The sequence below is a fragment of the Stenotrophomonas panacihumi genome, from assembly GCF_001431645.1.
Lineage (GTDB): Bacteria > Pseudomonadota > Gammaproteobacteria > Xanthomonadales > Xanthomonadaceae > Stenotrophomonas_A > Stenotrophomonas_A panacihumi.
In genome coordinates this window covers 1-26,959 of sequence record NZ_LLXU01000001.1, presented here as the reverse complement: position 1 = coordinate 26,959, position 26,959 = coordinate 1, and the positions used below count along the sequence as shown (strand labels likewise).

23 protein-coding genes and 1 riboswitch are annotated in these 26,959 nt (G+C 70.0%); of the genes, 14 read left to right on the top strand and 9 right to left on the bottom strand.

Annotated elements, in window-relative coordinates:
- From ARC20_RS00115 to ARC20_RS00105, 3 genes are all read left to right on the top strand, one after another.
- On the top strand, positions 1–759 hold a 759-nt coding region (locus tag ARC20_RS00115), incomplete at its 5' end, for a DUF2092 domain-containing protein (protein WP_057642477.1).
- Positions 756–1,346 (top strand): hypothetical protein, encoded by a 591-nt coding sequence (locus ARC20_RS00110; RefSeq protein WP_081417951.1) that lies wholly within the window; start codon positions 756–758, stop codon positions 1,344–1,346. The genes ARC20_RS00115 and ARC20_RS00110, both read left to right, overlap by 4 nt.
- A gap of 124 nt (positions 1,347–1,470) precedes the next feature.
- Positions 1,471–3,030 carry a phospholipase D family protein gene (locus tag ARC20_RS00105; protein ID WP_057642474.1) on the top strand — a complete coding sequence of 520 codons (1,560 nt, stop codon included), beginning with the start codon at positions 1,471–1,473 and terminating at the stop codon, positions 3,028–3,030.
- Position 3,031: 1 nt separating this feature from the next.
- On the opposite strand, the gene ARC20_RS00100 is transcribed toward ARC20_RS00105, so the two are convergent.
- The 4 genes from ARC20_RS00100 to ARC20_RS00085 all read right to left on the bottom strand — a co-directional run bounded on the left by ARC20_RS00100 (position 3,032) and on the right by ARC20_RS00085 (position 8,584).
- Positions 3,032–3,430: a SpoIIAA family protein gene (locus ARC20_RS00100; protein WP_057642471.1), complete on the bottom strand. Its 399-nt coding sequence runs from the start codon at positions 3,428–3,430 to the stop codon at positions 3,032–3,034.
- A gap of 105 nt (positions 3,431–3,535) precedes the next feature.
- Complete coding sequence (mfd, locus tag ARC20_RS00095) at positions 3,536–7,006, bottom strand: transcription-repair coupling factor (protein ID WP_057642468.1); 3,471 nt, start codon at positions 7,004–7,006, stop codon at positions 3,536–3,538.
- 56 nt (positions 7,007–7,062) lie between these two features.
- Positions 7,063–7,605, bottom strand: coding sequence for a GNAT family N-acetyltransferase (locus ARC20_RS00090; RefSeq protein WP_057642465.1), 543 nt, complete (start codon positions 7,603–7,605; stop codon positions 7,063–7,065).
- Between the two features lie 121 nt (positions 7,606–7,726).
- The gene (locus ARC20_RS00085; protein ID WP_057642462.1) at positions 7,727–8,584 is read right to left on the bottom strand and encodes a 23S rRNA (adenine(2030)-N(6))-methyltransferase RlmJ; all 858 of its coding nucleotides are present in this window, start codon (positions 8,582–8,584) and stop codon (positions 7,727–7,729) included.
- A gap of 62 nt (positions 8,585–8,646) precedes the next feature.
- Between ARC20_RS00085 and creB the strand changes: the two genes are divergently transcribed.
- From creB to ARC20_RS00055, 6 genes are all read left to right on the top strand, one after another.
- Positions 8,647–9,363 carry a two-component system response regulator CreB gene (creB, locus tag ARC20_RS00080; RefSeq protein WP_081417950.1) on the top strand — a complete coding sequence of 239 codons (717 nt, stop codon included), beginning with the start codon at positions 8,647–8,649 and terminating at the stop codon, positions 9,361–9,363.
- 12 nt (positions 9,364–9,375) lie between these two features.
- Positions 9,376–10,821 carry a two-component system sensor histidine kinase CreC gene (creC, locus tag ARC20_RS00075; protein ID WP_057642459.1) on the top strand — a complete coding sequence of 482 codons (1,446 nt, stop codon included), beginning with the start codon at positions 9,376–9,378 and terminating at the stop codon, positions 10,819–10,821.
- Between the two features lie 90 nt (positions 10,822–10,911).
- Positions 10,912–12,219 carry a cell envelope integrity protein CreD gene (gene creD, locus ARC20_RS00070; protein WP_057642457.1) on the top strand — a complete coding sequence of 436 codons (1,308 nt, stop codon included), beginning with the start codon at positions 10,912–10,914 and terminating at the stop codon, positions 12,217–12,219.
- Positions 12,216–12,596 (top strand): hypothetical protein, encoded by a 381-nt coding sequence (locus ARC20_RS00065; protein ID WP_057642454.1) that lies wholly within the window; start codon positions 12,216–12,218, stop codon positions 12,594–12,596. Before creD ends, ARC20_RS00065 begins: the two co-directional genes overlap by 4 nt.
- Positions 12,597–12,655: 59 nt before the next feature.
- The gene (locus ARC20_RS00060) at positions 12,656–13,261 is read left to right on the top strand and encodes a GNAT family N-acetyltransferase (protein WP_057642451.1); all 606 of its coding nucleotides are present in this window, start codon (positions 12,656–12,658) and stop codon (positions 13,259–13,261) included.
- A complete protein-coding gene (locus tag ARC20_RS00055; protein WP_057642448.1) occupies positions 13,258–14,151 on the top strand; it encodes a carbon-nitrogen hydrolase family protein in 894 nt (297 codons plus the stop codon). Before ARC20_RS00060 ends, ARC20_RS00055 begins: the two co-directional genes overlap by 4 nt.
- Here the strand turns inward: ARC20_RS00055 and ARC20_RS00050 are convergent.
- The gene (locus ARC20_RS00050; RefSeq protein WP_057642446.1) at positions 14,145–16,202 is read right to left on the bottom strand and encodes a TonB-dependent siderophore receptor; all 2,058 of its coding nucleotides are present in this window, start codon (positions 16,200–16,202) and stop codon (positions 14,145–14,147) included. The genes ARC20_RS00055 and ARC20_RS00050 overlap by 7 nt on opposite strands.
- Before the next feature lie 147 nt (positions 16,203–16,349).
- Between ARC20_RS00050 and gltX the strand changes: the two genes are divergently transcribed.
- Positions 16,350–17,756 (top strand): glutamate--tRNA ligase, encoded by a 1,407-nt coding sequence (gene gltX / locus ARC20_RS00045; protein WP_057642444.1) that lies wholly within the window; start codon positions 16,350–16,352, stop codon positions 17,754–17,756.
- A gap of 29 nt (positions 17,757–17,785) precedes the next feature.
- Positions 17,786–18,280: a Fur family transcriptional regulator gene (locus tag ARC20_RS00040; RefSeq protein WP_057642442.1), complete on the top strand. Its 495-nt coding sequence runs from the start codon at positions 17,786–17,788 to the stop codon at positions 18,278–18,280.
- 50 nt (positions 18,281–18,330) lie between these two features.
- Here the strand turns inward: ARC20_RS00040 and metE are convergent, their stop codons facing one another.
- Entirely contained in the window at positions 18,331–20,622 is a 2,292-nt protein-coding gene (gene metE / locus ARC20_RS00035) for a 5-methyltetrahydropteroyltriglutamate--homocysteine S-methyltransferase (RefSeq protein ID WP_057642440.1), read from the bottom strand.
- 197 nt (positions 20,623–20,819) lie between these two features.
- A riboswitch (cobalamin riboswitch) is annotated at positions 20,820–21,060 on the bottom strand.
- Positions 21,061–21,160: 100 nt separating this feature from the next.
- Here metE and ARC20_RS00030 point away from each other — a divergent pair.
- On the top strand, positions 21,161–21,589 hold the full coding sequence (locus ARC20_RS00030) for a VOC family protein (RefSeq protein ID WP_057642438.1): 429 nt from the start codon (positions 21,161–21,163) through the stop codon (positions 21,587–21,589).
- Here the strand turns inward: ARC20_RS00030 and ARC20_RS00025 are convergent.
- A complete protein-coding gene (locus tag ARC20_RS00025) occupies positions 21,586–22,650 on the bottom strand; it encodes a linear amide C-N hydrolase (RefSeq protein WP_057642434.1) in 1,065 nt (354 codons plus the stop codon). The genes ARC20_RS00030 and ARC20_RS00025 overlap by 4 nt on opposite strands.
- Before the next feature lie 152 nt (positions 22,651–22,802).
- On the opposite strand from ARC20_RS00025, the gene ARC20_RS00020 reads away from it, so the two are divergent.
- Entirely contained in the window at positions 22,803–23,501 is a 699-nt protein-coding gene (locus ARC20_RS00020) for a glutamine amidotransferase-related protein (RefSeq protein WP_057642430.1), read from the top strand.
- Positions 23,502–23,504: 3 nt separating this feature from the next.
- On the opposite strand, the gene ARC20_RS00015 is transcribed toward ARC20_RS00020, so the two are convergent.
- Positions 23,505–24,665 (bottom strand): MFS transporter, encoded by a 1,161-nt coding sequence (locus ARC20_RS00015; RefSeq protein WP_237642470.1) that lies wholly within the window; start codon positions 24,663–24,665, stop codon positions 23,505–23,507.
- A 252-nt stretch (positions 24,666–24,917) separates the two neighbouring features.
- Here ARC20_RS00015 and ARC20_RS00010 point away from each other — a divergent pair, with 252 nt between their 5' ends.
- Complete coding sequence (locus tag ARC20_RS00010) at positions 24,918–25,217, top strand: hypothetical protein (protein ID WP_057642424.1); 300 nt, start codon at positions 24,918–24,920, stop codon at positions 25,215–25,217.
- A gap of 60 nt (positions 25,218–25,277) precedes the next feature.
- On the opposite strand, the gene ARC20_RS00005 is transcribed toward ARC20_RS00010, so the two are convergent.
- Positions 25,278–26,959: TonB-dependent receptor (locus tag ARC20_RS00005; RefSeq protein WP_057642422.1), on the bottom strand; the 1,682-nt coding region annotated here is incomplete at its 5' end.

The window sequence follows — 26,959 nt, the reverse complement described above, 5'->3', positions numbered from 1 at the left end:
GCCGCCGCCGCCGCCGCCGCGCCGCCCAAGCCGGCCCCCGCGGCCACCCCGGCGCCTGCCGCGGCCGCCACCCCGGCGGTCGACCCGCAGGCCGTGGCCGCGCTGGAGAAGATGGGCCGCTACCTGCGCAGCCTGAAGAACTTCACCGTGCACGGCGACACCACGCTGGACGTGGTGACCGAGGACGGCCAGAAGCTGCAGTTTCCCGGCACCGTGGAATACAAGGTGCGCGTGCCCAACGGGATGCACCTGAGCTGGAAGACCGACCGCAAGGAGCGCGAGCTCTTCTACGACGGCAAGACGCTCACCGTCTACGGCCCGAAGAACAAGTACTACGCCACGGTCGATGCACCGCCCACGCTGCACGACCTGATGGCGGTGGCGCGCGACCAGTACGGCATCGAGCTGCCGCTGCCCGACCTGTTCCTGTGGGGCACGGCCGATGCGCCGGTCTCGGACCTGAAGGCGGCCACGTTCGTCGGCCCGGCCCGGGTGGACGGCAGCGTCACCGAGCAGTACGCCTTCCGCCAGGACGGCGTGGACTGGCAGCTGTGGCTGGAGACCGGCGACAAGCCGCTGCCGCGCCGGCTGGTGATCACCACCACCACCGATCCGGCGCAGCCGCAGTACACCACCACGCTCACCTGGAACACGAATGCCGCGCTGAAGGATTCGACCTTCGCGTTCGTGCCGCCGAAGGACTCGGCGAAGATCGAGCTGATCGAAGTCGATGTCGCCGCGGTGGAGGAGCAGCCATGAACAGCCGCAACGTACGCTTCTGCCTGGCCGTCGCGATGGCGGTGGGTTTCGGCAGCCTGATGCTGGCCAGCACGACGGCGCATGCCGGGCCGCGGGCCCGCTCGGTCGCGCATACCGGGGTCAACCATCCGCCGGTCAATCGCGGCGGCGGGGGCATGAACCGCGGCGGGCAGGCGCAGCACGTCAATCGCGGCGGCGCGCCGAACGTCAACCGCGGCAACGCGGCGAACATCAACCGCGGTGGCAACGCCAACCGCACCGCCAACGTGAACCACAACAACAACGTCAACCGCAACGTGAACCGCAACGTCAACCGCGATGTCGATGTGCATCGCGACATCGACGTGGACGTGGACAACCACTGGCATGACGGCTGGTACGACCACCCGGTCGCCACTGCCGCGGCGGTGACCGCCACCACCATGGTGACCGCCGCGGTGATCGGCTCGGTCGTCAACTCGGTGCCGCCGAGCTGCGTGAGCACGGTGATCAACGGCATCGCCTACCAGCAGTGCGGCAATACCTGGTACCAGCCACAGTACGCCGGCACCACGGTGCAGTACATCGTGGTCAATCCGCCGGGCTGAGCCGGGCCCCCGAACCCCTCCGGCGCGGACGTGGTGTGGTCCGCGCCTTTTTTTTTTTGCGCGGGCCACCGTGGCCGCGACGGGCACGACACGGTGCATGACGGGCTTTGTCTAGAATCGGCGCATGACCCGACGCACCGTGAAGTGGATCGTCATCGCCGTGCTGGCCTTCGTGCTGGCCTCGCTCGCCGCCCTCTGGAGCTATGGCCGCTTCGCCGAGCGCGTGCGCGGGCCGGCCAGCCAGGCGCTGCCCGTGGAAGCAGCGGCCACGCCGGTGGACCGCGCCATCGCGCCGCTGCTCGACGCCCAGCCCGGCCAGACCGGCATGGTGCTGCTGTCGGACAACGTCGATGCGTTCGCCGCGCGGGCCACCCTGGCGCGCAGCGCGGGGCGCAGCCTGGACCTGCAGTACTACATGTGGCATCCGGACTTCACCGGCAACCTGCTCTACGACGAAGTGCTGCGCGCCGCCGACCGCGGCGTGCGCGTGCGCCTGCTGCTCGACGACCTCAACGTGCACGGCAGCCGCGACGTGCTCGCCGCGCTCGATAGCCACCCACGCATCGAAGTGCGCATGTTCAATCCCACCCGGGCGCGCGAAGGCAGCTTCATGCGCGGCGTGGAGATGCTGCTGCGCTGGCTCAGCGTGAACCGGCGCATGCACAACAAGGCGTGGATCGTGGATGGCCGCGTGGCCATCGTGGGCGGGCGCAACGTGGGTGACGAGTATTTCGATGCCGCGCGCGACACCAATTTCATGGACACCGACGTGGCGGTGCTCGGCGATGCGGTGGGCGAGGCCTCGCGCCAGTTCGATGCCTACTGGAACAGCCCCAACGCGGTGCCGCTCTCGGCGCTGGTCCGGCACCCGAAGGCCTCGCTGGGCGACGTGCGCAAGACGCTCGGTACCGGGCTGGCTTCTCCGTCCGCGCAACCCTACCTGCGCAAGCTGGCGCAGTCGCCCAGCGTGCGCAGCCTGGTCACCGGGCAGCGCACGATCCACTGGTCGCGCGCGGCGCACATCGTTTCCGATCCGCCGGAGAAGGCCGCCGGCGCGCCGCCCTCGCCGGAATGGCTGACCCCGGTGCTGGTCCACGACATGACCCGGGCCCGGCACCAGCTGCTGCTGATCTCGCCGTACTTCGTGCCGGGCGATGCCGGCGTGCGCGCGCTGCGCGACCTGCGCCGGCGCGGCGTGGAGGTCGGCGTGCTGACCAATTCGCTGGCCGCCAACGACGTGGTGGCCGTGCATGGCGGTTATGCGGGCTACCGCGCGCCGCTGCTGCGCCAGGGCATCGGGCTGTACGAGCTGAAGGCCCAGGGCAAGCCGGATGGCAGCCTGTTCGGGTCCAGCGGCGCTAGCCTGCACACCAAGGCGTTCGTGGTGGATGGGCGTACCGGCTTCATCGGCTCCTTCAACCTCGACCCGCGCTCGATGAACCTCAATACCGAGATGGGCCTGCTGTTCGTGCAGCCCGACCTGGCGCGCGAACTGCAGCAGCTGTACGCCCGCAAGACCGCGCCGGCGGTGAGTTACCGCCTGGCGCTGGTCGATGGCGCGCTGCGCTGGCACGACGATGCCGCGCAGCCGCCGCATACCTGGACCCGCGAGCCCGACGCCAGCCCGTGGCGGCGCGGGGCGGCGAAGGTGATCGGCTGGCTGCCGGTGGAATCGCAGCTCTAGCTCAGTCGGCGTCGGCCGAATCCTGCTCGGGGTCGAAGTCGGTGACCCAGTTCTGCGCCATCACGCGCGCGTCCGGGGCGAACACCTTCACCTCGGTATTGGGGAGGAAGTGGCTGGCGAACTGCGTCATGCCGGCCACGAAGCCCGGCGTGGTGACCACGGCCACGCGCGCGAAGCGGTGGTACTGGCCGAAGTTGCGCCACGCGTATTCCAGGTCGCGGCCGAGCGCGGGCAGGGTGAGGCCGGTGAAGCCGTCCAGCTCGCAGTAGATGCCGATGCGGCCGTGGCGTTGCAGGCGTGCTTCCACGTCGGCGATGCAGGCGTCGTAGTCGGCGCGGTCGAGCGTGCCGGTGAAGCGGTAGGCCCCGATGTGGTCGGCGGAGGGGAGGGGTTCGTACATGGGCGACGGGTTCCGGTCGGGCGTGGGCGCAGTGTCGGGCCCCGGCGGGAAATGTCGCGTGAGATCGCGGGACGGGCGCGTCGGCGACGGCGCGCCCGCCTTGCCTCAGCCCTTCCGCAATGTCGCCAGCAACGCCCGCGCCGCCAGGAACCGATCCTCCGCCTGCGGCAGCGGATGCTTGATGCGCAGCTTGTCCGGGCCATCCATCATGTACAGCTTGGGCTGCTTCTGGATCATCTGGATCACCGCCATCGGGTCGATGTTCGGCTTGGACTCGAACACCAGCCGCCCGCCGGCCTCGCCCAGCTCGATCTTGCGGATCCCCAGCTCGTTGGCCTGCAGCTTCAGCTCGGCGATCGCGAAGAGGTTCTTCGCCGGATCCGGCAGCAGGCCGAAGCGGTCGATCATCTCCACCTGCAGCTCGCGCAGAGCCTCGTTGTCGCGCGCGCTGGAGATGCGCTTGTACAGCGTCAGGCGGGTGTGCACGTCCGGCAGGTAGTCCTCCGGGATCAGCGCCGGCACGTGCAGTTCGACCTCGGCGCCGCGCGCTTCCTCGCCGCTGTCCAGGTCCGGCAGCTTGCCCTGGCGGATGCTGCGCACCGCGCGTTCCAGCAGCTCGGTGTACAGGCTGAAGCCGACCTCGGCCATCTGCCCGCTCTGGTCCTCGCCGAGCAGTTCGCCGGCGCCGCGGATTTCCAGGTCGTGCGTGGCCAGGGTGAAGCCGGCGCCGAGCTCGTCCATCGAGGCGATGGCCTCCAGGCGCTTCTCCGCGTCCGGTGTCATCGAGCGCCGGTCCGGCACCACCAGGTAGGCATACGCGCGATGGTGCGAGCGGCCCACGCGGCCGCGCAGCTGGTGCAGCTGCGCCAGGCCGAAGCGGTCGGCGCGGTTGATGATGATGGTGTTGGCGTTGGGAATGTCGATGCCCGATTCGATGATCGTGGTCGACAGCAGCACGTTGAAGCGCTGCTTCTGGAAATCCAGCATCACCCGTTCCAGCTCGCGCTCGGGCATCTGCCCGTGCGCGATGCCGATGCGCGCCTCCGGCACCAGCTCGGAAAGATCGCGCTGCATGCGCACGATGCTCTCCACGTCGTTGTGCAGGAAGTACAGCTGGCCACCGCGCGCCAGTTCGCGCTGGAAGGCCTCGCGCAGCAGCGCGTTGTCCCACTGGGTGATGAAGGTCTGCACCGCCAGCCGGTTCGGCGGCGGGGTGGCGATGATCGACAGGTCGCGCAGGCCGGCCATGGCCATGTTGAGCGTGCGCGGGATCGGCGTGGCGGTCAGCGTCAGCAGGTGCACGTTGGCGCGCATCGCCTTGAGCGCTTCCTTCTGGCGCACGCCGAAACGCTGCTCCTCGTCGACGATGACCAGGCCCAGGTCCTTGAACTTCACGTCCGGCTGCAGCAGCCGGTGGGTGCCGACGATCACGTCGATGGTGCCGGCGGTGACCTTCTCCAGCTCGGCCTTGATCTCCTTGGTGGTCTTGAAGCGCGAGAGCACTTCGACCTTCAGCGGGTAATCGGCGAAGCGGTCGCGGAAGTTGCGGTAATGCTGTTCGGCCAGCAGCGTGGTCGGCACCAGCACGGCGACCTGCTTGCCGCCGCTGGCCGCGGCGAACGCCGCGCGCACCGCCACTTCGGTCTTGCCGAAGCCCACGTCGCCGCAGACCACGCGGTCCATCGGCTGGCTGGATTGCAAATCGCGCAGCGTGGCCTCGATGGCGGCGAGCTGGTCCGGCGTTTCCTCGAACGGGAAGCCGGCCGCGAACGGCTCGTACATCGCGCGGTCCACGTGCAGCGCCAGGCCGGCGCGGGCCTGGCGTCGCGCCTGGATCTCCAGCAGTTCGGCGGCCACGTCGCGCACCTTCTCGGCCGCCTTGCGCTTGGCCTTCGTCCACTGCTCGCCGCCCAGCGAATGCAGCGGCGCGGTTTCCGGCGAGGCGCCGGAGTAGCGGCTGATCAGGTGCAGCTGCGCGACCGGCACGTACAGCCGGTCACCCTTGGCGTATTCGATTTCCAGGAACTCGCCCGGCATGCCGCCCACGTCCATGGCGATCAGCCCGCGATAGCGGCCCACGCCGTGGTCCTCGTGGACGATCGGCGCGCCTTCGGTGAGTTCGCCGAGGTCGCGGATGATCGCTTCCGGCTCGCGGCCGGCGCGGCGCGCGCGGCGTGGCTGGGTGGCGCGTTCGGGGAACAGCTGGCGCTCGGTGAGCACGGCGATGCGCGGCGCATCCAGCGCGAAGCCATCCTCCAGCGGCGATACGGCGATGGCGAACTTCGCCGCGTCGTCGGCCAGGAAGGCCGGCAGGTCCGGCACCACCTTCGGCTGCAGAGCGGCGGCGGCGAGCACTTCCAGCAGCGCTTCGCGGCGGCCGGGCGAATCGGCGGCCACCAGCACGCGGCCGGGGTAGTGCGAGAGGAAGGATTTCAGCGCCTCGCCGGCCGGGGCGTCCTTGGCCGCCACCGGCAGCGGCGGCAGCGGCTGGTCGCCGAGCGCGCTGGCCTCGGCGAGGCGCGCGTGGTCGGCCGGCCAGACTTCGATGCGCGCGGCGGCGTTGAGCCGTTCGCGCAATTGGTCGGGCGTCTGGTACAGCGCGTCGGGCGCCAGCAGCGGGCGTTCGACGTCGTGGCGGCGCTGTTCGTAGCGCTGCTGGGTCTGGGTCCAGAACGCGTCGGCGGCGTTGGACACGCCCGGCGCGATCAGCGGCAGCGTGCGCGGGCCGAGGTAATCGAACAGCGTGGCGGTCTGGTCGAAGAACATCGGCAGGTAGTACTCGATGCCCGACGGCGCCAGGCCGGCCTTGAGGTCCTGGTACAGCGCGCTGCGGCGGGTGTCGACGTCGAAGCGCTCGCGCAGCTGGGCCAGCACGCGCTCCACGCTGGCATCGTCCAGCGGCACTTCGCGGCCGGGCAGCATCTTCACCGCGGACACCTTGTCCAGCGAGCGCTGCGATTCCGGGTCGAATTCGCGGATCGAATCGATGTCCTCGTCCAGCAACTCGATGCGCAGCGGCGCGTCGGCACCCATCGGGTAGACGTCGAGCAGGCCGCCGCGCACGGCGAAGTCGCCAGGGTCCATCACCTGCGGCACGTTGCGGTAGCCGGCGCTTTCCAGCCGGCGCTTCTCCGCCTCCAGGTCCAGGCGCTGGCCGACCTTCAGGTCGAAGCTGCCGCCGACGATGTACTTCAGCGGCGCCAGCCGCTGCATCAAGGTCTGCACCGGCACCACCACCACGCCCTGGCCCAGCGTGGGCAGGCGGTGCAGCGCGGACAGGCGCTGGCTGATGATGTCCGGGTGCGGGCTGAACTGGTCGTAGGGCAGCGTTTCCCAATCGGGGAACGGCAGCACCGGCAGCGTGGCGCGCTCGCCGAGCAGGGCGAGCAGGTCCGATTCGAGCTGGTGGGCGCCGTGGTTGTCGCGCGTGACGACCAGCAGCGGGCCGTCATGCGCCTGCGCGGCGCGCGCCACGTACCACGCCAGCGCGGTGGCCGAAGCGGGATTGCGCCAGTAGGCGCGGAGCTGCCCGGCACGGGGCAGCGGCGGAGCGGGGAGTCGGTCGGAAGACGGCATGTGCCGGGGATTTTACCCCGGCCTGTTCATGAGGGCGTGGGGATGGGCGCGGTGGCCTATCCCTCCAGCTCCAGCACCATGCGCAGCAGCTCCGGCGAGGTCGGGTGCGGCTGCGGCTTGAAACCCAGCGAGCCGGCCAGCTCCACCATCGGCTCATTGGCCTTGAGCACGTCGCCGTACAGGCGGTCCAGGTACTTGCGGCGCGCCCACTTGACCAGCTTGCGCATCAGTTGCCGGCCCAGGCCCTGGCCAGCCACGAAATGGCTCACCAGGATCGTGTACTCGGCCTCGCGCGTGCCCGGCACGATGCCGGCCCGCGCCACCGCGCCCACCACCGCCTCGCCGGGCGGCAGTTGCTCGGCGGCGACCAGCACGATCTCGCTCTTGGGATTGGGGTGGGTGAGCTTCTGCAGCATTTCCGGGGTGATCTCGTCCCCGGGGCCGAGCAGCCGGGCACGAATTTCGTCCGGCCCGAGCAGGCTGAAAGCGCCCTGCAACGGCGGGCCGTCTTCCGGCCGCACCGGGCGCAGCAGCACTGCGCGCCCGTTGGGCAGGTTGAAGTTTTCATGCCACGGCGGCATGCGATTGCGGATAGCCATGACCTAGGTTCCTTCGGGTCGACAGGGGACTGGCTGAACTGCGGGGGGCCGACGGCGCGGGGGCACCGGGGGCAAGCGGCGTCACTCTACCTTCACAGGGCGTGAGCCCCCCGTGACGTGTTCAGTCGGCGGCCTTGAGCCACTCCAGCCGGGTGGTGGCCCCGGTTTCGCCCAGGTGGGTGCGCAGCGCCGGCAGGGCCGGGGCCAGGACGTGGTCGAACTGCCAGGGGGCATTGACCAGCAACATGCCGCTGCCGTTGAGCCGCAGCGGGGAATCGTCCGGGCGCACCATCAGCTCGGCCACCAGCACCGACTTGCCTGGCAGGGCGGCCGCCTTGCGGAAGAACGGCTGCAGGCTGCGGCGCTGCTTGATCGGGTACCACACCGCGCACATCGCCTGCGGCCAGCGGGTCAGTGCCTCGCGCACGGCGGCGATGATCTGCGGGTATTCGGCGTCCTGGGCCTCGTAGGGCGGGTCGATCAACACCAGGCCGCGGCCGATCTTGGTCGTGCCGTCCTTGGGCGGCAGGAAGGCGCGCACGGCCGCATAGCCGTCGCCGGCATGCACGCGCACGCGGCTGTCATGGGCGAACAGCGCCTTGAGCTCGGCGACCTCCTCCGGCTGCACCTCGCAGCAGGCCATGCGGTCGTGCGCGCGCAGCGCCTGGGCGGCCAGCAGCGGCGAGCCGGGGTAGGTGACCAGTGCGCCGACCGGGTTGTCGGCCTGCACGGCGCGCAGGTAGCGCTCCACCACCTCGGGCAGCTTGGGGGCGCCCATCAGCCGCATCACGCCGTCCTCGGCCTCCAGGGTGCGCTGGCTGTCGCCGCTGCCCAGCAGGTAGCGGCCACGGCCCGCATGGGTGTCGAGGACGAAGCAGGGCGTGTCCTTGCGGTGCAGGGCATCGACCAGCGCGAGCAGGACGATGTGCTTGAGCACGTCGGCATGGTTGCCGGCATGGAAGGCGTGGCGGTAGTTCATGGGCGGGGAGTGTAGTGAATCCGCGTGCACAGCGGGGTCGGCGCGGGCCTCGCGCTGCCGCTATGCTGCGCGCCATGTCCGCCGCCGCCCGCATCCTCGTCGTCGAGGACGAACCCGCCATCGCCGATACCGTGCTCTATGCGCTGCGCAGCGAGGGCTATGCGGTGGAGCACTGCGCGCTGGGCCGGCAGGCGCTGGCGCGCCAGCGCGAGGCGCCGGCCGACCTGGTGCTGCTCGACGTCGGCCTGCCGGACGTGGACGGCTTCGAGGTGTGCCGCAGCCTGCGCGGCTTCAGCGCGGTGCCGGTGGTGTTCCTCACCGCGCGCAACGAGGAGATCGACCGCGTGCTCGGCCTGGAGCTCGGCGCGGACGACTACGTCGCCAAGCCGTTCTCGCCGCGCGAACTGGTCGCGCGCGTGCGTGCGCGCCTGCGCCGCCACCTGCCGGCGCAGGCGGATCCGCAGGCCGAGCCGGACGCCGGCTGGCGCCGCCATGGCGATTTCGCCATCGACCGCGAGGGCTGCCGCATCCGTTACCGCGACCGCCTGCTGCCGCTCACCCGCTACGAATACCACCTGTTGGCCGCGTTGCTGCAGCGCCCCGGCGCCATCCTCAGCCGCGCCCAGCTGATGGACCGCGCCTGGGATGCCGAGGCCGACAGCGCCGACCGCACGGTCGATACCCACGTCAAGACGCTGCGCGCCAAGCTGCGCGCCGCCGGCGCCACCGACGACCCGATCCGCACCCATCGCGGCCTCGGCTACGCGCTCGACGCCTGAGGGGGCCACGGCATGCGGCTGGGGCTGAAGCTGTTCCTGGGGTTCTTCCTGATCGCCGGCGTGGCGGCGTTCTTCGTCATGCGCGTGTTCGTCAACGAGGTGAAGCCGGGCGTGCGCCAGGCCATCGAAGCCACGCTGGTGGACAGCGCCAACCTGCTTGCCGAGATGGCCGCGCCGGACCTGGCCGCCGGCCATCTCGCCGAGGGGCCGTTCGCGGCACAGCTGGCGCGCGCGATGCGGCGCGACCCGGATGCGATGGTGTGGCGCTTTCCCAAGCACCACGTCGATTACCGCGTGGTGGTGACGGATGCGCGCGGCATCGTGGTGTTCGATTCCAGCGGCCGCGACATGGGCCGCGACAATTCGCGCTGGAACGACGTCTACCGCACGCTGCGCGGCGAGTACGGCGCGCGTTCCAGCCCGGAAGACCCCGCCAACCCGGACAGCCCCTCGGTGATGCATGTCGCCGCGCCCATCCACGACCCCGCCGACCCCGCGCGGCTGATCGGCGTGCTCACGCTCGCCCAGCCGAACCGCAGCATCGAGCCTTTCATCGTCGCCAGCCAGCGCAGCATCCTGCGCCAGGGCGCGTGGTTGGTGGCGATCTCCGCACTGATCGGCCTGCTGGCGACCTGGTGGCTGGTGCACGGCATCGGCCGGCTGCAGCGCTACGCCAGGGCGGTGAGCGCCGGTGAACCGGTCGCGCCGCCGCCGCCGCGCCGCGACGAGATCGGCGACCTCGGCCAGGCGCTGGAGCAGATGCGCCGCAAGCTCGAAGGCAAGGCCTATGTCGAGCAGTACGTGCAATCGCTCACGCACGAGATGAAGAGCCCGCTGGCGGCGATCCGCGGCGCGGCCGAGCTGTTGCAGGAGCCCTTGCCGGAGGACGACCGGCAGCGTTTCGTCGGGCATATCCAGGCGCAGGAGCGCCGGCTCACCGAAACCATCGACAAGCTGCTCGCGCTGGCCGAGGTGGAACAGCACGGCTGGTTGCAGAAGCGCGGGCCGGTGGACGTGGCCGGGCTGCTGCAACAGGCGCTGGATGAAGTGGCGCCCGCCGCGCAGGCGCGCGGGGTGTCGTTGCGGCTGGAGGCGAACGCGCCGCTGCCCGCGCTGGAGGGCGATGCCTTCCTCCTGCACCGCGCGCTGGTCAATCTGCTGGACAACGCGCTGGCGTTCTCGCCGGCCGGCGGTACCGTCGTGCTCGGCGCCACGCTGCGCGAGGGCCGCCTGCACGTGCAGGTGGACGATGCCGGCCCCGGCGTGCCGGATTACGCCCGCGAGCGGGTGTTCGAGCGCTTCTACTCGTTGCCGCGCCCGGATGCGCCGCGCAGCTCCGGGCTCGGCCTGCCGTTCGTGGCCGAGGTGGCGCGCCTGCATGGCGGGCAGGCGCGGCTGGACAACCGGCCCGAGGGCGGCGCGCGCGCGGCACTGGTGTTGCCGCCGGCCGCGCGCTGAGCGCGCCACTTCACGCCCACTTCAAATTCGCTCCGCACACCGCCCACGCCGGGGCGCGACGCTGCGCCCTTCTTCCACATGGGGTGTGCGATGAAGTCGATGAAACTGTTGTTGCGGTTCGCCGTGCTCGGCGGGCTGGTCCTGCTGCTGTTGATTCCGCTGCTGCTGATCCGCGCGGTCATCAACGACCGCACCGGCTACCGCGACGAGGCCGTGCAGCGCGTGGCGCAGAGCCGCGCGGGCGAGCAGACATTCGTGGGGCCGGTGCGCTACGTGCCGTGGACGCGCGATGTCGAGGTCAAGGTGCGCGACGCCGATGGCGAAAGCCGGCTGGAACGCCATACCGAAAGCGGCGTGCTGATGCAGGCGCCGCAGCGCTTGACGGTGGAGGGCACGCTGTTGCCGTCCGAGCGGCGCATCGGCTTGTTCAAGGTGCAGGTCTACACCTGGCAGTCGAACGTGCAGGCGAAGTTCGCGCCGATGGTGTACCCGGCGGTCGAGGGGCGCCTGTATGGCCGGCCCTACCTGGGCATCGGGCTGACGGACGCGCGGGGCCTGGTGGGCGTGCCGGTGCTGACCGCCGATGGCCAGCCGCTGGCGGTGGAGGCGGGCAGTGCCGGGCTGCCGCGCGTCTTGCGCGCCGACCTCCCCGCCTTGGCCGACCCCGCCGCCGGCACGTTGCCAGCGCTGGGCAAGGTGGCGCTGGCGATGCGCGTGGACGGCACGCGCTCGCTGTCGGTGGTGCCGGTGGGTGACAGCACCGAGGTCAAGCTGGATTCCCCGTGGCCGCATCCGCTGTTCGGCGGGCAGTTCCTGCCCAACGAGCGCCGCATCGACGCCGGGGGTTTCCAGGCCAGCTGGTCGCTCTCCGCACTGGCGAGTGGCGCGCAGGGGCAGCTGCGCGCGGGGCAGGCGCCCGACGCGCTGTCGGTGGATCTGGTCGATCCGGTCGACGTCTACACGCTCTCCGATCGCGCCAGCAAGTACGGCTTGCTGTTCGTGCTGCTCACCTTCACCGGATTCGTGCTGCTGGAGCTGATCCGCAAGCTGAAGATCCATCCCGTGCAGTACCTGCTGGTCGGACTGGCGCTGGCGATCTTCTTCCTGCTGCTGTTCAGCCTCTCCGAGCACATCGCGTTCTGGCAGGCGTACGCGGCATCGGCGCTGGCGTGCATCGGCTTGCAGTTCTTCTACCTGGCCGGCGTGATGCGCAGCCGCGCGCTGGCCGCCGGCTTCGCGTTGATGCTCACGGCGCTGTATGGCGTGCTCTACACGCTGCTGGTCTCGGAAGACAATGCGCTGTTGATGGGCTCGCTGCTGCTGTTCGGCATCCTGGCCGGGATCATGTGGCTGACGCGTCGGCTGGATTGGTATGCGTTGAACGAGGAGCTGCGGTGAGCGCCGCGGCGCTGATCGCCCTGCATCGCCGCGTGCGCCGGCTGCTGCCGGCGGGGCTGGAGACGGTGGCGGTGTTGCCGCCGCGGGATCCCGGTTGCTGGGCGACCTCGCCGCTCTCGCGCCTGCCGCTGGGAGGCGGCAGGCGCGGGATGGTGGGGCTGCGGTTGAGCGAGGCTTGCGCGGCGCGCTTGCCGGAGGCGGCGAAGGCCACGCGTCGCGATGCCCAAGCGCCGCGCTACCTCGGATGGCAGGCGCTGCCTGGACGTGGCGGCCTGTGGTGCCGGAGCGAGGGGGGCGCGCTGGCGGTGCTGGTGGATCCAGGCCGGGCGTTGGCGTGGCTGTTCTGGCAGGAGCAGGTGGCGGGGAGCGCATCGTAATGAAGCCGCGATCCGCTGGCGGCGGCAGCGTGGCGCGAAGGCCGCGATAGAATGACCGCATGCCTGAGATGCCTGCCCTCACCGTCCTGCGCGGCGCGGACGTCACGCCGTTCCTCGATGACGTCGCGCGCCTGCGCATCGCCGTCTTCCGCGATTGGCCGTATCTGTACGAAGGCGATGCCGCCTACGAACGCGAGTACCTGGCCGCGTATGCGCAATCGCCGGACAGCGTTTTCGTACTGGCGCGCGATGGCGATGCGGTGATCGGTGCATCCACCGGCCTGCCGCTTGTCGACGACGCGCCGGATTTCCGCCAGCCGTTCGTCGACGCGGGCCGTGATCCCGCCGAGGTGTTCTATTTCGGCGAGTCGGTGTTGTTGCCGGCGTATCGCGGGCTCGGCCTGGGCCATGCGTTCTTCGATGCGCGCGAGGCACACGCGCGGGCGCTGGGGCGGCACGCGTTAACTGCGTTCTGCGCGGTGGATCGGGCTCATGGCGATGCGCGCATGCCGGCGGGGCATCGCGCCAACGATGCGTTCTGGCACAAGCGCGGTTATACGCGGCAGCCGGGCCTGACCTTGCGGCTGCACTGGAACGAGATCGGCCAGGGCGAGGTTGCGCATGCATTGACCTTCTGGACCCGGCCACTGGAGAAGCAGGCATGAAGATCGCGGTAGCCAAGTATCCGGTGGGGCAGCCGGCCGATTTCCAGGCGTTCGCGGACAAGCAGGCCGCGCTGCTCGGCGAGGCGGCCACGGCCGGCGCGCGCGTGGCGGTGCTGCCGGAGTATCTGTCGCTGGAGCTGGCGGCCACGTTCGGCCTGCCGGTGTTTGCCGACCTGCATGCCTCGCTGGCGGCGATCCAGCAGCGCCACGCCGATTACCTCGCGCTGTACGCCGGCCTGGCACGTGGCCTTCGCATGCATGTGGTGGCGGGCAGCTTCCTGCTGGCGACCGGCGAGGGGCGTTATCGCAACCGCAGCTACTGGTTCACGCCGGAAGGCGCGATGGGCTGGCAGGACAAGCTGCAGCTGACCGGTTTCGAAAAGAAGACCGGGGTGATCGAGGGCGGCGATGCGCTGAAGGTGTTCGAAGCCGAGGGCATCCGGGCGGGCATCGCGATCTGCTACGACAGCGAGTTCCCGCTGCCGGTACGCGCGCAGCAGGAAGCAGGCGCGCGCCTGCTCGTGGTGCCCAGCTGCACCGACACCCCCGCCGGGGCGACGCGGGTGCAGGTGGGCTGCATGGCGCGTGCGCTGGAGAACCGGCTGTTCGTGGCGCAGTCGGTGACGGCTGGCCTCGCACAGTGGAGCCCGGCGCTGGACGTGAACACCGGCGAGGCGGCGATCTACGCACCCATGGACGTCGGCTTGCCGGCCGACGGCATCATGGCGCGCACCGTCGGGGACGAGGCATGGGCGATGGCCGAGCTGGATTTCGCCGCGCTCGAGGCGAGCCGGGTGCGCGCGCAGGTGGCGGTGGATCGCGATTGGCACGGCCAGCTGGATCCGCAGCTGGCACGCGCCGTGGTGAGCGATCTGGACGCGGCTCAGTAGTCGTAGCGCAGGCGTAGCGACCAGGTGCGCGGATCGCCCACGGCCACCGCGCGTTCGAGGCCGCCGCTGTAGTAATCGCGGTCCAGCAGGTTGCGCGCGTTGAGCGCCAGGTCCCAGCCTTGGCCACGCCAGCCGACGCCCGCGTCCAGCACCAGATAGCCGGGCATGCGATAGCCGTAGCCGCTGCGCGCGCTGGCGGCCCGTGCACCCGCACCCACGTAGAAGCCGGCGTTGTCGGCCTTCGCGTCGTGGCGAAGCCACAGCGAGCCGCTGTTGCGCGGGACGTTCGGCAGCGGCTTGCCTGCGTCAGGGTTCCAGGCATCGGTGTAGGCATAGGCGAAATTCGCCGACAGCCCGTCGGCCAGGTCCGCCTGCAGCGAGATTTCACCGCCGCGGCTGCGTTGCTCGCCGCTGGTGGTCTGGAAGCCCTCGTGGCGGGGATCGTTCTGCAGCACGTTGCGTCGGCGCAGGTCGTACAGCGCGGCGGTGAGCAGCGCCTTGTCGCCCAGCGCGTATTTCGCGCCCAGCTCCACCTGGCGGCCTTGCTCCGGCGCGAACGCCGAGCCGAACGCATCGACGCCCGCATTCGGCGTGAAGGACGTGGCGAAGGAAAGGTAGGGCCGCAGGCCGGGCAAGACTTCGTACATCAGCGCGGCCGAGCCGGTATTGGCGCTGTGGTTGTTGCGTTGCCGGCGTCCCCGCAGGCGGTCTTCGCTTTCGGTGCGGCTGCGGTCGTGGCGCAGGCCCAGCAGCAATTGCCAGCGCTCACCCCATTGCAGTGCGTCGCGCAGGTAGAGGCCGCCCGACGTCACCCTGGAGAAGGTGTCGGTGATGCGGGCCTGCGCGCAGGGCAGGCCGGTGTAGACCGGCGCGTACACATCGAGCCGGCCCGGCCGGCAGGCTTCCTGCGATAGCCATTCCCACGTGCGGAAGGCGTCCAGGCCGATGGTGAGTGCCTGCGAGAAACGCGCGTTGCCGAACAGGCGCGAGAGGTAGGTGTCCTGCACCCAGGTTCGGCTGCCCCAGTGCTGGCGTCTCGCGCCGCGTCGAAGGGTGCGGGCGTCGGCCAGCAGTCCCTCGCTGGTCACGAAGTCGCCATCCAGCGCCGTGGATTGCCAGCGCAGGCCCTGGTGCAGGCGCCAGCCGTTGGCGAAGGCGTGGTCGAGCTGCCAGCCCACCCGGGCCTGGTCGCCGTCATAGGGTGCCTGCGTCGGCTCGCCGGTGAACAGCGTGCGGCGCAGGGGGCCGTTCGGGTTGGGGAACACCGCGCCGCGCAACGGCAGGCCCTGCTGGCGGATGTATCGGCGTTGCTGGTAACTGGTCAGCAGCACGAAGTCGGTGGCGTGGCCGAAGTCGAGCGACAGCGTCGGCGCGATGAAGCGCTCGCGCGCCCAGACGTGGTCGGTGGGGTCGTCGCGATTCATCGCCAGGGCCGTCACGCGCACCGCCGCGCGGCCCGCGCCGAACGGTTGCCCGATGTCGGCGGCCAGCTGGCGCAGGCCATAGCCGCCGATCGCCAGTTCGGCGCTGCCGCCGGGCACGGCACGCGGGCGCTTGCTGACCAGGTTGAGCATGCCGCCCGGCTGCACGTCGCCGTACAACAGGGAGGCCGGACCCTTCAGCACTTCGACCTGTTCCAGCGCGTAGGTCTGTTCGGCCATGCGGTTGGTGGCCGCGCTGCGCAGGCCGTCGACGAACACCGAGGACGTGGCGGTCTGGCCGCGGATGATGAAATCGTCCCAGCCGCGGCGTCCCATGACGTCCGCCACGACGCCGGCGCTGTTCTGCAGGGCTTCGCCCAGGCTGTGGACCTGCTGGCTGTCGAGCAGGCCGCGGCCGAGGACATCGATCGAGAGCGGGGTGCGTGCGAGCGGCAGGTCGGATTTGGTCGCGATCACCGGCCCCGCGGGCGGGAAGCCTTCCGCACGCGCATCCACGCGCACGGCAGGCAATTCGGTGGTGGCGGGCGGCGCGGCGCTGGCGAGGAGGGGGCTGGCCAGGCACAGCGCCAGCGCGGCGCGTGGGCAGGGGCGGGGAGGAAGGAGGGACATGGCGAACTCCAGGGGAGGGAACGCCACGACGCTAGATGAGAGCCATTCTCATGCGAAGCCGAATTCTGCATCAATGACGGGCGTGTCACCGGCAGCAGGGGAGGCCCTCCGGTAAAATGCGACGATTCCCGTCTGTACGAGCGTTCCATGAGCTGCCGCACCCGTTTCGCCCCTAGTCCCACCGGCTACCTGCACATCGGCGGTGCGCGCACCGCGCTGTACTGCTGGCTGGAGGCCAGGCACCGTGGTGGCGAGTTCGTGCTGCGCATCGAGGACACCGACCGCGAACGCAGCACCCAGGCGGCCATCGATGCCATCCTCGAGGCGATGGAGTGGCTCGGCCTGGACTATGACGAAGGCCCGATCTACCAGACCGACCGCGTGGCCCGCTACCAGGCCGTGGCCGAGCAGCTGATCGCCGACGGCAAGGCCTATTACGCCTACGAGACCCGCGAGGAGCTCGACGCCATGCGCGAGGCCGCGATGGCCAAGCAGGAAAAGCCCCGCTACAACGGCGCCGCGCGCGAGCAGAACCTGCCGTTCCGCGAGGATGCCAACCGCGTCATCCGCTTCAAGAACCCGCTCGAGGGCGTGGTCGCGTTCGATGACCTCATCAAGGGCCGCATCGAGATCGCCAACAGCGAGCTCGACGACATGGTGATCTTTCGCCCGGACGGCTACCCCACCTACAACTTCGCCGTGGTGGTGGACGATTGGGACATGGGCATCACCGAGGTGATCCGCGGCGATGACCACATCAACAACACCCCGCGCCAGATCAACATCTACGAAGCGCTGGGCGCGCCGGTGCCGAAGTTCGCGCACATGCCGATGATCCTCGACGAGCAGGGCGCCAAGCTGTCCAAGCGCACCGGCGCGGCCGACGTGATGCAGTACAAGGACGCCGGCTACCTGCCGCACGCGCTGATCAACTACCTGGCCCGCCTGGGCTGGTCGCATGGCGACCAGGAGCTGTTCTCGCGCCAGGAGCTGATCGACCTGTTCGACGTGAAGGACGTCAATTCCAAGGCCGCGCGCCTGGACATGGCCAAGCTCGGCTGGGTCAACCAGCACTACCTGAAGACCGACGACCCGGCGACGATCGCGCCCCAGCTGGAATACCAGCTGCGCAAGCTCGACCTGCCGCTGGGCCGCGGCCCGGCCGCCGCCGACGTGGTGGTGGCGCTGCGCGACCGCGTGCAGACCCTGAAGGAAATGGCCGAGCGCGCGGCGGTCTGGTACCAGCCGCTGGAGCACTACGACGGCGACGCGGTGGCCAAGCACCTCAAGCCGGCCGCCGAAGCCCCGCTGGCCAAGGCCCGCGAGCTGCTGGCCGACGTGGGCACCTGGAGCGTGGAAAGCGTTTCCCAGGCCCTGCACGACGCCGCGGCGGCGCTGGAGATCGGCATGGGCAAGGTGGCCCAGCCGCTGCGCGTGGCCATCACCGGCACCCAGGTCAGCCCGGATATTTCCCAGACGGTGTACCTGGCCGGGCACGACGAGGCCTTGAAACGCATCGACGCGGCGCTTATCAAGGTACGTACGGCGGTTTGAACCGCCGCCCGTCCCGATCCGAGGTCGCCATGCCCGCCACCAAGCACGCCTGCACCGATCCGCACCACCACGTCCACAGCGCCGATGCGTTCGTGGGCGCGGTGGAGCGTGCCTGCGCCGAGCGCGGGCTGCGCCTGACGCCGATCCGCGGCAACGTGCTGCGGCTGATCGCCGATGCCGGCAAGCCGGTGAAGGCCTACGAGCTGCTGGAGTGGGTGCGCGAGGGCAAGAGCGTCGGCGCCGACGCACCGCCCACGGTGTATCGCGCGCTGGACTTCCTGATGGCCAATGGGTTCGTGCACAAGCTCGAATCGGTCAACGCGTTCGTCGCCTGCCACCACCCCAACAGCAGCCAGCACTCGGTGCCGTTCCTGATCTGCGACCGCTGCCACAGCGCGGTGGAGCTGGAAGACCGCGAGGTGGTCGCCCAGCTCGATGCCCGCGCCAAGGCGCTGGGCTTCCAGCCGCAGGCGCAGACGCTGGAAGTGCATGGCTTGTGCGCGAAGTGCGCGTCGGCGGCGTGAGCCGCTGAGTTCAAGCGGGAAGGGGCGCCGAGAGGCGCCCCTTTTTGTTGTTACGCCACCTGCCGCGATTCCCCCCGCAACCGCAGCGCCGCATGCACCATCGCGCGCAACGCCGTCTCCACTTCCGCCCAGCCGCGCGTCTTCAGGCCGCAATCCGGGTTCACCCACAACTGCTCCGGCGCAAGCACGTCGCGCGCGCGCTGCAGCAGTTCCAGGATGTCGGCCACCGAGGGCACGCGCGGTGAATGGATGTCGTAGACACCCGGGCCGATCGCGTTCGGGTAGCGGAAACGCACGAAGGCATCCAGCAGCTCCATCCGCGAGCGCGACGTCTCGATCGAGATCACGTCCGCATCCAGTGCCGCCACCGCCTCGATGATGTCGTTGAACTCGGCGTAGCACATGTGGGTGTGGATCTGCGTTTCGTCGCGCACGCCGCTGGCGGCGATGCGGAAGCTCTCCACCGCCCAGTCGAGGTACGCCTGCCATTCGCCACGTCGCAGCGGCAAGCCTTCGCGCAGGGCCGGCTCATCGATCTGGATCACCCCGATGCCGGCCGCTTCCAGGTCGCGCACTTCGTCGCGCAGCGCCAGCGCGATCTGCCGGCAGGTGCGCGCGCGTTCCTGGTCGTCGCGCACGAACGACCACTGCAGCACCGTGACCGGGCCGGTCAGCATGCCCTTCATCGGCCGCGTGGTGAGCGATTGCGCGTACTGCGACCAGCGCACCGTCATCGGCGCCGGGCGTGCCACGTCGCCATAGATGATCGGCGGCTTCACGCATCGCGAACCGTAGCTCTGCACCCATCCGTACTGCGTGAAGGTGAAGCCGTCCAGGCGCTCGCCGAAGTATTCCACCATGTCGTTGCGTTCGAACTCGCCGTGCACCAGCACGTCCAGGCCGATCTCCTCCTGGAAGCGCACGCAGTGCTCGATCTGCCCGGCGATGAAGGCGTCGTAGTCCGCGGTGCCCAGCTTGCCGGACAGGAAGCGCGCGCGTGCTTGTCGCACTTCGTGGGTCTGCGGGAACGAGCCGATGGTGGTGGTGGGATACAGCGGCAGCTTGAGGACGTCCTGCTGGAGCACCGCGCGTTCGGCATAGGGCTTCAGGCGACGGCTCGCGGCATCGTCCAGCGCGGCCTCGCGGCGCGCGACCTCCGGCCGGTGCACGCGCGGTGACTGCCGGCGCGCATCCTGCGCGGCGCGCACCGGGCGCAGGGCGGCATCGGCATCCACCTGGCCATCGAGCACGTCGGCCAGCGTGCGCAGTTCCTCCAGCTTCTGGACGGCGAAGGCCAGCCAGCCGCGCAGCTCGCTGTCGAGCGCCTTCTCCTGCGCCAGGTCCACCGGGACATGCAGCAACGAGCAGGACGACGACAGCCACAGTCGGTCGGCGCCCACGTGGCCTTGCGCGTAGCGGGCGAGGGTGAGGGCTTCATCCAGGCGCGCGCGCCAGATGCTGCGCCCGTCGATCAGCCCGGCCGAGAGCACGCGGCCGGCGGGCAGGGCACGCAGCACCGCGTCGAGTTGCGCGCGGCCGCGCACCAGGTCCACGTGCAGGCCATCGACCGGCAACGCGGCGGCCAGCGCGAGGTTGTCGTCGAGCGCACCGAAGTAGGTGGCGAGCAGCACGTTCGGCCGCGGGACGTCGGCCAGGTAGGCATAGGCGCGGGTGTAGGCCTCGCGTGCCGCTTCGTCGAGGTCGAGCACCAGCGCCGGCTCGTCCAGCTGCACCCATTCTGCGCCCGCCGCGCGCAGTTCGCCGAGCAGCTGCGCGTACACCGGCAGCAGCGCGTCGAGCAGCGCCCAGCGATCACTGCCGTCCACGGTCTTGGACAACTGCAGGAAAGTCACCGGCCCGAGCAGCACCGGTCGCGTCTGGATACCCAGCGCCTGTGCCTCGCGGAATTCCTCCACCGCCTTGCGCGAGCGCAGCTGGAAGGACTGGCCGGCCGCCAGTTCCGGCACGAGGTAGTGGTAGTTGGTGTCGAACCACTTGGTCATTTCCAGCGCGTGCACATCGATGCCGCCGGCCTGGTGGCCGCGCGCCATGGCGAAGTACGCGGCCAGCGGGTCGGGTTCGAGCAACGGTCGATAGCGCGCGGGGATAGCGTCGAACGCGAACGCGGTATCGAGGACGTGGTCGTAGAGGCTGAAGTCGTTGCTCGGCGGGACGTCGACGCCTGCCTCGCGTTGCTGTTGCCAGTGGCGCGCACGCAGTTGGCGCGCCTGCTCGCGCAGGGCATCGGCCCCGGTGTCGCCACGCCAGTGGCTTTCCAGGGCTTGTTTCAGCTCGCGCCGCGCGCCGATGCGCGGGAAGCCGGGGTGGGTCACGATCGTCATTGAAAGATCCTCATTGCATGGGCAGTGAGGAACGAAGGAACCGCGGTGCGCGCCCGCTCGCGCGTGCGACGTGCCGCCAGCGACCTTCGCCCCCGCGGGCGAACCGGCAACACGCGGGCAGGGCGGAAGGCCGCGCGCGGACCAGCCGGGCACGGGCTCCCGCCGCCCCCCGCGGGGCGCCAGGTCGAAACGACGGCACGCGGCCGCCGGCGCAGGCCGGTATTCGGGCTGATGGACGGGCCATGCCGTTCGGCATGGGGGCCTAATGCCCGCCGCTTCCCAGGCGCGAAAGCCCAGTGCATATGGCGGGGGTCGTTTCCATTCACCGCTGCGGGGCAGCTCCGGAATGGGCTGGCAGGCCAGCCTTCACCGGATTCCCGATTAAATCCATCGCTTCATTGGGATGAAGCGATGGATACCTGTGCGGGGTGGAAGTTAGGCCCTGGCGAACGATCCGTCAATGGCGCCCGCGCGGATTTGACTGGATCTGAAACCCGGGTCTGCTATCGAGGCAGCTCATTCCGTTTCGAGCCTCGCCATGGACACCCAGCACCTGCATCGCGGCCGGCTGATCGACCACCTGCAACTCGTCGTGCGCGATCTCCCGGCCAGCAAGCGCTTCTACACCGCGGTCTTCGACGTGCTCGGCATTCCGCTGGGCGGCGAAGCCGACGACTACTTCTGGGCCGACGAACTGTTCGTCTCCACGCCGGGCTCCGAGGCCGCGCTGGGCGAACTGACGGGCCGGCACCACCTCGCTTTCCAGGCCAGGGACGAGGCGATGGTGCAGGCCTTTTACGAGGCCGCACTGGCTGCAGGTGGCACCGACAACGGCGCGCCTGGCGAGCGGCCCTACCACCCCGGCTACTACGGTGCGTTCGTGCTGGACCCGGACGGGAACAACATCGAGGCCGTCTACCACGGGCCGGCCAGGCGCAGCGCCGAATCGGTGGAAGTGACGTTCTAGATGCCGAGGAACTTGAACGGTTCCGAGGGAACGAAGCGGTCCAGGCTTTCCCCGGCGAATACGTTGCGCTGGTTCGGGCCCAGGTCCAGCTTGAGCACCTTGCCGGTCTGCGCGGAGAAATCCACGCGCTTGAGATCCACCCAGAACGTGTTGGGCGTGAGCGCCGATTCGAAGAAGTACAGCTTGCGCTTGTGGTCCACCACGGTGCGCCAGCGCGTGGAGGAGATGTTCGGTTCTTCCTCGGTGTTCAGGCCATAGGGCACCGAGGCATTCCGGATCACGCTGAAGACGCTCGCCAACGCGATCACCGGGTCCTCGCTCTTGGGGATGGCGTTGATGTAGAACGACGCACGCGCGAAGCGGTCCGCCGAGCGGTTGGTGCCGGGCAGCATCGTGGTGCCGCCGATCGCCTTCCAGTAGGCGTTGAGCGCCAGCTGTTCGTTGAAGATCGGCGAGTTGGTCATCACCTGGTACTGGCGGCCATGGTGGATGACCTGCTTGCCGCCGATGTATTCGACGATGGCGCTGTCGCCGGTGGCATCGGACATCGACAGGTGCAGCGTGGTGAGTCGTTCTTCGCCGGGCACGTTGTCGGTGACGATGAAGAACGGCTCCTTCTCCAGCGCGGCCACCGCTTCGGCGACGGTCGCGTACTGGTCGAGCACGTACTGCGCCCACAGCGCGATGGACAGCGCCGGCTTGTCCTTGCGGAAGGCCGGGTATTGCGATTCCACCAGCCACAGCAGCTGCGCGGACAGGCCCGCCTCGTTGACGCCATCGGTAGTGGAAACGTCGTAGCCGGAGGTGATGATGCTGCCGTACTTCGAGGTCCACTTCGGCGTGTTCGGGCCGCCTTCGCCGCTGCGCTGCATGCCGCGCGGGAAGATCCACAGGTTGCTGGCCACGTCGTTCTTCCAGTCCATCGAACGGGCGGTGATGACATCGCCGTTATCGCCCAGGTAGACCGCGCGCGTGCAGGCATCGGCCCGCGGGGCGGCGAGCGCCGCCGCGACGGTAGCGAGCAGGGCGAGGCAGGGGGCGAGACGGATCCGGTGCGACATGGGCAGGTTCCTTCTGGCAAGGTCGGCACAGTAGGCGGGGTGGCACGCGATGCCGGCATGAAGGCCGGGTGAGTGAAGCGGGCGCAGCTGCGCGCTTGACCGAACGGCGTCGCGCTTCCAATCATCGAACCCTGCTTCCTTGCGATGACACGATGAAGACTGCCTGGGCGATCCGCCACCTCCGCTTCGAAGACCTCGGCCTGCTCGACCCGCTGCTGCGCGAGCGGGGCTACGACATCCATTACCACGACGCGTCGGCGGACCTGCCCACGCCGATGGGCTGCGACAGCGCCGACCTGCTCGTCGTCCTCGGCGGCCCGATGACCGCCGACGACTACGCCGGCCACGCCAACCTGCGCGACGAGGTGGCGATCCTGCGCCAGCGCCGCGAACGCGACCTGCCCACGCTGGGCATCTGCCTGGGTGCGCAAATGATGGCGCTGGCGGTGGGCGGCAGCGTGCGGCCGATGGCGCGCAAGGAGATCGGCTGGGGCGGGTTGCAGGTGGCCGATGTCGCGAACTCGCCGCTGGCGGGCGTCGCCGTGCAGGACCAGGTGCTGCACTGGCATGGCGACGAGATCGTGCTGCCGGAAGGCTTCACTGCGCTGGCGAGCACGCCGGCGTGCCCGGTGCAGGCCTTCGCCTGGAGCCCGCGCGGGCTGGCGTTGCAGTTCCACTTCGAAGCCGACCCGGGCCGCATCGACGAATGGACGCACGGCCACGCGGCCGAACTGGCCAGCGTGGGCATCGACCCGGCCGGCCTGCAGCGCGACGCGGCCGCACTCGGCACGCGGCAGCAGGCGCTGGCCGCGCGCGTCATGGGGCGATGGCTCGATAGCCTGGGCGATTGACCCTCAGTGGCAGGCGGCCGCGGCGGTCTGCACCGGCCGCTCGCGGATCGGCAGGTTCACCAGCGCGGCGGCGGCGGCCAGCGCCATGTCGGCGTACCACATCCATTGGTAGTTGCCGAAATGCTCCAGCGCCACGCCGCCGAGCCACGCGCCGAAGAAGCCGCCGATCTGGTGCGAGAGCAGCGTGAGCCCGAACAGGGTGCCGAGGTAGCGCGGGCCGAACAGCTTGCCGATCAGCCCGGCGGTCGGCGGCACCGTCGCCAGCCAGGTGAAGCCCAGCGCGGCGGCGAACAGGTAGAACGTCCACGGCGTCGGCGGGGCCATCAGGTACAGCGCGATCAGCACCGCGCGGCTGGCGTACATCGCGAACAGCAGCCACTTCATGCGGAAGCGTTCGCCGAGCTTGCCGGCCACCAGGCTGCCGGCGACGTTGAACAGGCCGATCAATGCGATGGACGCGGCCGACACGCTGGCCGGCAGGCCGCACAGCGCGATCTCGCCCGGCAGGTGGGTCACGAGGAAGGCGATGTGCAGGCCGCAGGTAAAGAAGCCCAGGTGCAGGCACCAGTAGCTGCGGTCGCGCAGGGCCACGCGCAGCTGCGCGCGCAGCCCGCCTTCGGGGCCGGCCTGTGCATCGTGCGCCGGTGGGCGCGCGCGCAGGGGCCAGGCCAGCGGCAGGGTCAGCAGCGAGAGCATAGCCAATGAGGTCATCGCCATCGCCCAGCCGGCCGCGCCGATCATCCATTGCACCAGCGGCGCGAAGGCGAATTGCCCGAGCGAGCCGCCGGCATTGATCAGCCCGGCCGCGAACGAACGACGTTGTGCCGGCACACGATGCGCGGTGGCGCCGATCAACACCGAGAAGCTGCCCGCGCCCGCACCGGCGGCGGCCAGCAGGCCCAGGCCGAATACCAGGCCCCATGGGCTGGCGATCCACGGCGTCACCCCCAGGCCGATGGCCAGCAGCACGCCGCCGCCAGCCAGCACCGGCAGCGGCCCGCGCTGGTCGGCGAGCGCGCCGAACAGCGGCTGCACCGCGCCCCACACGAATTGGCCGACCGCCAGCGCGAAGCTGATCGCGGCGATGCCGATGCCGGTGTCGCGATGGATCGGCTCCACGAACAGGCCGGTGGTCTGGCGCACGCCCATGGTCAACATCAGCATGGCCGAGGCGGTGGCGAGCAGGCCCCAATGAACCCGGGGCGCGACGGCTTGGCGAGGGGCGAGGGCGTCCATCCCGGCACGATAGAGGCTGGCGTGGGCCGCGCAAAGCCGAGGCTGGCGGCCCACAGCGTGCCGGCTCCGGGACGGTCGCGGCCGGTTCCGCACCCGCTTTGCCCGGTTTCGTCGCGTGCCGGTTGTCCGCGGACGGGGGATTGGCCAGATTCCGCCCCGATCTTCGGATGGAGTCGCGCCATGAAGCACGGACTTGCCCTGTTCGCCGCCGGCCTGGTGTTGCTGGTCGGCGCGCTGCTGGTGGCGCACCCGCCGGCCACGCTGGCCGCCGGCGCCGAAACCTGCCTGCTGCGCGCCGCCAATGGCGCCGCCCTGGATGAAGGCTGCGCGCTGGAAGGCGGCGAAGGCCTGGGCGCGCCCGGCATCGCGCTGATCTTCTTCATCGGCGGGTTGGCCGCGTTGGGCAGCGGCATCGTCGCGCTGCGGGTGGCCTGCCCGCCCACGCATGCGCGGCGGCGGCTGGGCCTGCACCTGCACTGAGTCACACACAAAACGGCCGCCCCGAAGGGCGGCCGTCCGACGCGCGGAGAGAGGGACGCGTCAGAAGAACAAGCGCACGCCGAAGCTCGCGTTGCGGCCCGGCAGCATCACGTCATCCTTGAGGAACGAGGTGTGCACGCGCGCATCCTGGTTGGTGAGGTTGTTGCCGTCCAGGAACACTTCCCACGCGGTGCTGCCGCTGTCGACGTGGTAGGCGACGTGCGCATCGACCATGGTGTAGCCATCGGTCGGGGTCTCGCCTTCGGCCACCTTGTCCTGCTTGTCGTAGCGGGTGGCGCCCAGCGAGGCGCGCCAGCGTTCGGCCTCCCAGCGGAACTGCGCGCCGAAGCGCGAGGGCGCGATGCGCGGCAGGTTGCCGCCTTCGTCCAGGCGTGCGCGCACGGTGTCGCCGAACACGCGCAGGTCCCAGGCGCCGGTGTCGTTGTTGGCCAGGTGGAAGGTGGCCTCGCCCTCGAAGCCGTGGAAGATCGCGTCTGCCTGCGACCACTGGCGGATCGGCAGGTATTCGTCTTCCTCGTCGAAGTACCACTGGCCGCCGGTGTCGGCGAGGTAGACGAAGTCGTTGTAGCGGTTGTAATACGCCGACACCTTCGCATCGACCCAGCTGTTCTGGTAGTTCAGGCCCAGCTCGACCTGGTTGGCCGCTTCCTTCTTCAGGTCCGGGTTGCCGATTTCATAGGACAGCGTGGCGATGTGCGGGCCGTCGGCGAACAGCTCTTCCTCGGCCGGCGCGCGCTCGGCATGGTCGAGGTTGGCGGTCAGGCGCCACTGCTCGTTGAGGCGGAAGCCGCCGCTGAGCGAGATGCTGCCCGGGTGGAAATCGCGCGACAGGCCGGTCTCGGTTTCGTACTTGACCTGGTCCACGCGCGCGCCGAGGTCGGCCTGGAAGCGGCCCCAGGTGTTGCGCGCCACGCCGAACACGCCGATCGCGCGGGTATCGGTCTTCGGCACGAAGGCTTCCTCGCCGACGGCCGAGAAGGTCGAATCGCTGCCCTGCACGCCGAAGGCGGTCTTCCAGCCGCCGCCGAATTCGAACGAGGCCTCCACGCGGCCTTCGTTGGCGCGCTTGTTGAAGGTGGTGCCCGGCTCGTCGCCTTCCCACTCGGTGTGTTCGTAATCGGTATGGCCGAAGCTGTAGCGCAGGCCGCTGCCTTCGCCGAACGGATCGTTGAGGCCGCCCTTCAGTTCGTAGCGGTCCTGCTTCATGTCCAGCCACACGCCGCGCTCGCCGGCGGCGATGTCGCCCGGCTCGCCGGGGTTGCCGTAGGTGTCGCGGAAGCGCGAGACCGACGCGCCGACGAAGCCCCAGTCACCGGACATCGAGGCGCCGATCGCGCCGGACTTGCCGTCCACGAAGCTGTTCTGCTGGCGGCCCTTCGGGGTGTCGTAGTCGTTGAGGTTGCGATACACGCCATCGGCGTGGATCGACAGGCCCGAGCCGTTGCCGGCATCGAGGCGGAACATGTCGGTGTTGCCGTCCTTGTCGCCGGCATCGAAGCGCACTTCGGCGCGGCCGCTGAGGCCATCGACAGGCGTCTCGGCGATGCGGCCGTCGACCACGTTGACCACGCCGCCGATGGCGCCGGAGCCGTAGAGCAGGGTCGAGGGGCCCTTGAGCACTTCGATCTGGTCGGCGAGGAACGGTTCGATGGCCGGGGAGTGGTCCTGGCTCACGGTGGAGACGTCCTGCGTGGCCAGGCCGCCACTGACGATGGCCACGC

Coding starts and splice junctions, on each gene's coding strand:
- metE (WP_057642440.1), bottom strand. CDS start 20,622: ATGACGATCGTGACCCACCCCGGCTTCCCGCGCATCGGCGCGCGGCGC.
- mfd (WP_057642468.1), bottom strand. CDS start 7,006: ATGCCGTCTTCCGACCGACTCCCCGCTCCGCCGCTGCCCCGTGCCGGG.
- creC (WP_057642459.1), top strand. CDS start 9,376: ATGCGGCTGGGGCTGAAGCTGTTCCTGGGGTTCTTCCTGATCGCCGGC.
- ARC20_RS00020 (WP_057642430.1), top strand. CDS start 22,803: ATGAAGACTGCCTGGGCGATCCGCCACCTCCGCTTCGAAGACCTCGGC.
- ARC20_RS00015 (WP_237642470.1), bottom strand. CDS start 24,665: ATGCTGATGTTGACCATGGGCGTGCGCCAGACCACCGGCCTGTTCGTG.
- ARC20_RS00055 (WP_057642448.1), top strand. CDS start 13,258: ATGAAGATCGCGGTAGCCAAGTATCCGGTGGGGCAGCCGGCCGATTTC.
- ARC20_RS00090 (WP_057642465.1), bottom strand. CDS start 7,605: ATGGCTATCCGCAATCGCATGCCGCCGTGGCATGAAAACTTCAACCTG.
- ARC20_RS00030 (WP_057642438.1), top strand. CDS start 21,161: ATGGACACCCAGCACCTGCATCGCGGCCGGCTGATCGACCACCTGCAA.
- ARC20_RS00040 (WP_057642442.1), top strand. CDS start 17,786: ATGCCCGCCACCAAGCACGCCTGCACCGATCCGCACCACCACGTCCAC.
- creB (WP_081417950.1), top strand. CDS start 8,647: ATGCTGCGCGCCATGTCCGCCGCCGCCCGCATCCTCGTCGTCGAGGAC.
- ARC20_RS00085 (WP_057642462.1), bottom strand. CDS start 8,584: ATGAACTACCGCCACGCCTTCCATGCCGGCAACCATGCCGACGTGCTC.
- ARC20_RS00025 (WP_057642434.1), bottom strand. CDS start 22,650: ATGTCGCACCGGATCCGTCTCGCCCCCTGCCTCGCCCTGCTCGCTACC.
- ARC20_RS00100 (WP_057642471.1), bottom strand. CDS start 3,430: ATGTACGAACCCCTCCCCTCCGCCGACCACATCGGGGCCTACCGCTTC.
- creD (WP_057642457.1), top strand. CDS start 10,912: ATGAAGTCGATGAAACTGTTGTTGCGGTTCGCCGTGCTCGGCGGGCTG.
- ARC20_RS00110 (WP_081417951.1), top strand. CDS start 756: ATGAACAGCCGCAACGTACGCTTCTGCCTGGCCGTCGCGATGGCGGTG.
- ARC20_RS00105 (WP_057642474.1), top strand. CDS start 1,471: ATGACCCGACGCACCGTGAAGTGGATCGTCATCGCCGTGCTGGCCTTC.
- ARC20_RS00060 (WP_057642451.1), top strand. CDS start 12,656: ATGCCTGAGATGCCTGCCCTCACCGTCCTGCGCGGCGCGGACGTCACG.
- ARC20_RS00010 (WP_057642424.1), top strand. CDS start 24,918: ATGAAGCACGGACTTGCCCTGTTCGCCGCCGGCCTGGTGTTGCTGGTC.
- ARC20_RS00050 (WP_057642446.1), bottom strand. CDS start 16,202: ATGTCCCTCCTTCCTCCCCGCCCCTGCCCACGCGCCGCGCTGGCGCTG.
- gltX (WP_057642444.1), top strand. CDS start 16,350: ATGAGCTGCCGCACCCGTTTCGCCCCTAGTCCCACCGGCTACCTGCAC.